The sequence below is a fragment of the Thermococcus sp. genome, assembly GCF_027066465.1.
GTDB lineage: Archaea > Methanobacteriota_B > Thermococci > Thermococcales > Thermococcaceae > Thermococcus.
This window is the reverse complement of sequence record NZ_JAMONU010000037.1, coordinates 1-3,561: the sequence shown is the minus strand read 5'-3', so window position 1 is coordinate 3,561 and position 3,561 is coordinate 1. Positions and strand designations below refer to the sequence as shown.

At 55.7% G+C, this 3,561-nt stretch carries 6 protein-coding genes; 4 read left to right on the top strand and 2 right to left on the bottom strand.

The window, feature by feature from the left end:
* Nucleotides 1-244: acylphosphatase (locus MVK46_RS01700; RefSeq protein ID WP_297534792.1), on the bottom strand; the 244-nt coding region annotated here is incomplete at its 3' end.
* A 69-nt stretch (nucleotides 245-313) separates the two neighbouring features.
* Between MVK46_RS01700 and cutA the strand changes: the two genes are divergently transcribed.
* Together cutA and MVK46_RS01690 are read left to right on the top strand one after the other, a co-directional pair.
* Nucleotides 314-628: a divalent-cation tolerance protein CutA gene (gene cutA, locus MVK46_RS01695; protein ID WP_297534790.1), complete on the top strand. Its 315-nt coding sequence runs from the start codon at nucleotides 314-316 to the stop codon at nucleotides 626-628.
* Nucleotides 625-1,212 carry a DUF99 family protein gene (locus MVK46_RS01690; RefSeq protein ID WP_297534789.1) on the top strand — a complete coding sequence of 196 codons (588 nt, stop codon included), beginning with the start codon at nucleotides 625-627 and terminating at the stop codon, nucleotides 1,210-1,212. Before cutA ends, MVK46_RS01690 begins: the two co-directional genes overlap by 4 nt.
* Nucleotides 1,213-1,300: 88 nt before the next feature.
* Here MVK46_RS01690 and MVK46_RS01685 read toward each other — a convergent pair whose 3' ends face one another.
* Nucleotides 1,301-2,137 (bottom strand): universal stress protein, encoded by an 837-nt coding sequence (locus MVK46_RS01685; protein ID WP_297534787.1) that lies wholly within the window; start codon nucleotides 2,135-2,137, stop codon nucleotides 1,301-1,303.
* A gap of 84 nt (nucleotides 2,138-2,221) precedes the next feature.
* Between MVK46_RS01685 and MVK46_RS01680 the strand changes: the two genes are divergently transcribed.
* Both MVK46_RS01680 and MVK46_RS01675 read left to right on the top strand, forming a co-directional pair.
* Complete coding sequence (locus tag MVK46_RS01680; protein WP_297534785.1) at nucleotides 2,222-2,914, top strand: ABC transporter ATP-binding protein; 693 nt, start codon at nucleotides 2,222-2,224, stop codon at nucleotides 2,912-2,914.
* The coding region (locus MVK46_RS01675; RefSeq protein ID WP_297534784.1) for a hypothetical protein at nucleotides 2,911-3,561 on the top strand (651 nt) is incomplete at its 3' end. The genes MVK46_RS01680 and MVK46_RS01675, both read left to right, overlap by 4 nt.

Below are 3,561 nucleotides of genomic sequence, written 5' to 3'. Positions count from 1 at the left end.
CCGGTTCTTCCCATTTAACCTCGACGCGCGTTACCCTCGCCAAAGGCGGCCCCTGGTGCGCCCATCCTATCAGCGCTTCAACCCTTTCTTCGTCCCCCTCAACGACGGCCTCAACGCTTCCGTCGGGCAGGTTCCTGACCCAGCCGGCAAGGCCGAGCTTTCTGGCTTCCCTCTGCATGCTCCAGCGAAAGCCGACCCCCTGAACTCGACCGTAGATTCTGAGGTGCGCCCTAACCTTCCTCATGCACCATCCCGTCTCATCTTCTCCACAAGGGATTTAAGCTTTACTTGCCTACTCCCTCAGGGATGTCCTATGGAGGCAATACTCGTCTACACGACCTTCCCGGACTGGGAGAGCGCCAGAAAGGTCGTCAGGGAACTCCTCGAGAGGAAGCTCATAGTCTGCGCGAACCTCCGGGAGCACGAGGCCGTTTACTGGTGGGAGGGCAGGATAGAGGAAGGAAAGGAAGTCGGCGCGATACTGAAGACCGAGGTGAGCAGGTGGAAGGCCCTGAGGGACACCCTGAGGGAGCTTCACCCCTACGAGGTCCCTGTCATAGCCAGGATTGACCTCGACAAGCTCAACAGGGAGTACTCCGAGTGGATGGCGAGGGTGCTGTTTGGATGATTAGGAAGGTGAAGCCCGAGATAAGGGTAGTTGGCTTTGACGACGGAACGTTCTCCTTTTCTTCCAAGGTTGAGAAGGGGAAGACCGTTCTGATAGGCGTTGTTATGAAGGGCTCTAAGGAGGTCGTGGGAGTTCTCAGCAGGTGGATAACCGTAGACGGAACGGACGCTACGGAAAAGATAATCGACGCGGTTAAAAGCTCCCGCTTCAAGGACCTGAGGGTAATCATGCTCAAGGGAATAACCTACGGGGGCTTCAACGTCGTTGACCTCGATAGAATCCATCGCGAGACTGGACTTCCGGTAATAGTTGTCGTTAGGAAAAGACCGGACGTTGGGGCGATGGAGCTCGCCCTGAGGAAGCACTTCCCGGACTGGAGGGAAAGGCTTGAACTCCTCAGAAAGGCCCCTCCTATTCGTGAGGTGGTTCCCGGAAAGCTCTACCTTCAAGCGGTTGGGGTGGACGTTGAGACGGCCGCTGAGATTGTAAAAACCACAACGAGAAGCGGCCTCATCCCGGAACCGCTCCGGCTGGCGCACATGATAGCCAGTGCCGTGATGACCGGCGAGAGCAAGAGGGAGTAGGTTTATAAGGGAGAGGATGTAGGGGAAAGCGACCGATGATGGCAACAGGGTAGCTACCGAACGATGAGGAAGCCGTTCCAGTCTGAGGTCAGTCACAGGGGACGAGCAGGACCGGAAGCTTTGAGTCCCTTATAACCCTCTCCGCGGTGCTGCCGAGGAGCAGGTCCTTGAGAATGCCCCTGCCCTTCTTGCCTATGACTATGAGCGTTGAATCCTTGGCCAGGGCGGTTCCGATTATCGCCTGACTCGCCGTTCCGACCATGACCTCCCACTCGAAGCTCGCCCTTATGCCTTTGGAGGTCTTTTCAAGGTTCTTCTTGGCTATCTCGATGTTGTGCTCAAGCTCCTCAATCTTCCCGTAGTCAACGGAATGGAGGAGTATGCCCTTCTCTATGTGCTCCTCGAACTTCCTCACGGTCTGGACAATCTTGAGCGAGCACCTTGAGAAGTCTATCGCAACCAGCGGCCTCTTGAATATGTCGCGGCACTCCACGGCAAGCTCGTAGGAGTCGTCCCTCTTGATGTACTTGAGGAGCAGAACCGGCTTTTTGGTTGCCCTCGCGAGGTTCGAGGCCGTGCTTCCCATAAACATCTGCCTCCAGACGTTTTCGCCGACGCTCGGGGTAACTATGAGGTCCACTTTGGCTTCCTCGCTCGCCTCCGCTATCTCAAGCGACGGAACGCCTATTCTCACTGAAGTCCTGACGTTCAGGCCCCTCTTTCTAAGTCCCTCGGCTATCTCTTCGAGCTTCTTCTTGTAAACCTCCTCCAGCTCAAACGCCTCGAACTCGGCCACCGTTATGTCGATGACGTGGAGGAGGTACAGCTCCTTAACCCCCAAGTCGAAGAGCTGGGGAATGCAGTGGTTGAGGGCGTGGAGCGAAACGTCGGAGAAATCGGTTGGGTAGAGAATCCTCTCAAACATCGGACCACCTCGCTGGAATGTACGGCACCACCTTATTTAGCCCTTCCGGGGAAAGGTTAATAGATGAAACGAGAAGTTTTTCGCATGGAGAGAAGGGTCGTTTTAAAGGCCGTCAACCTGTACAAGAGCTACCATCTTGGGAAGGTCACGGTCCCAGCGCTGAGAGGCGCGAGCATAGAGGTTAGGGAGGGGGAGTTCGTGGCGATAATCGGACCGAGCGGCAGCGGGAAGACAACCCTCCTCAACATACTCGGCCTCCTTGACACACCGGATTCTGGTGAGCTCTACATAGACGGGAAGTCCGTTATAGGTCTCAATGACGACGAGCTTTCCGAGATGAGGCTGTGGAAAATAGGGTTCGTCTTCCAGCACTACAACCTTATACCAATCCTCACAGCTCTCGAGAACGTTGAAATACCCATGATTCTGGCGGGGGTTCCTCCGAAGAAGAGAATAGCCCGGGCGAGACTGCTCCTCAAAATGGTGGGAATCCCCCACATGGAGAACCACAAACCGACCGAGATGAGCGGCGGTCAGCAGCAGCGCGTCGCCATAGCGAGGGCGCTCGCCAACGAGCCGAGCATAATCCTCGCCGACGAGCCGACCGGAAACCTCGACACGAAGTCTTCGGAGGAGATAGTTAACCTGATGCGGACCCTGAACAGGGAGAAAGGGACGACGTTCGTCGTCGTCACCCACGACCTTGACGTGGCCAGAAAGGCCGACAGGATTTTGAGGATTAGGGATGGAAAGCTCTACGAGGTGGAGAACTTATGAGAAAGGTCTTTACCGTGGTCTTGGCGCTTATGCTCATCGCGGTCTCATTCAGACCCGTCTCACCGGGAGCGTTCCAGGAGCCGGCCTACATGCAGGTCTTCTCCGGCTACCTTGGCCTCGGGGAGTCCCTGACGTTTGGAAACTACACGCTGACGGTCGTTGACTTCCTCTACAACGCCCAGACGGGGACAATACCCCTGGTTCTCTTCAAGCTCCGGGACAACAGGAACTTCACGTCCGTTGAGTTCGCCCTCGGTGAGGGTCAGAGCTACACGTACGGGGACGTCAAGGTTTACCTCAACTATGTGAAGAACCCAACGAGCAATCCCTCGGCGCTCGTCGCCGTTTTCTCGAAACCAACAACTGTCTTCTATGGGACGACGAAGGCCAACTCAACGTTTTCCTACGGTCCGGTTCAGCTGTCCCTCATAAACGTGAGCAACAAAACCGTCTTCATGCGCTACTACCGCGACGGCTTCACGGACTACGCCTACTTCGGGGTAGGTGGCCACTACTGGCACGATATAGACATAGTGATTTACAACATCACCAACGGAAGTGTCAGGATGAAGATACTCGCTCCCAAATACATACGCTACTCAATCGTCCAGGGGGCAGTTGTTGTAATCCAGAACGTGAGCTTCACG

What these genes read in the sequence shown, in the direction of transcription:
- MVK46_RS01685 (WP_297534787.1), bottom strand. Translation starts at nt 2,137, where the DNA reads ATGTTTGAGAGGATTCTCTACCCAACCGATTTCTCCGACGTTTCGCTC.
- cutA (WP_297534790.1), top strand. Translation starts at nt 314, where the DNA reads ATGGAGGCAATACTCGTCTACACGACCTTCCCGGACTGGGAGAGCGCC.
- MVK46_RS01690 (WP_297534789.1), top strand. Translation starts at nt 625, where the DNA reads ATGATTAGGAAGGTGAAGCCCGAGATAAGGGTAGTTGGCTTTGACGAC.
- MVK46_RS01680 (WP_297534785.1), top strand. Translation starts at nt 2,222, where the DNA reads ATGGAGAGAAGGGTCGTTTTAAAGGCCGTCAACCTGTACAAGAGCTAC.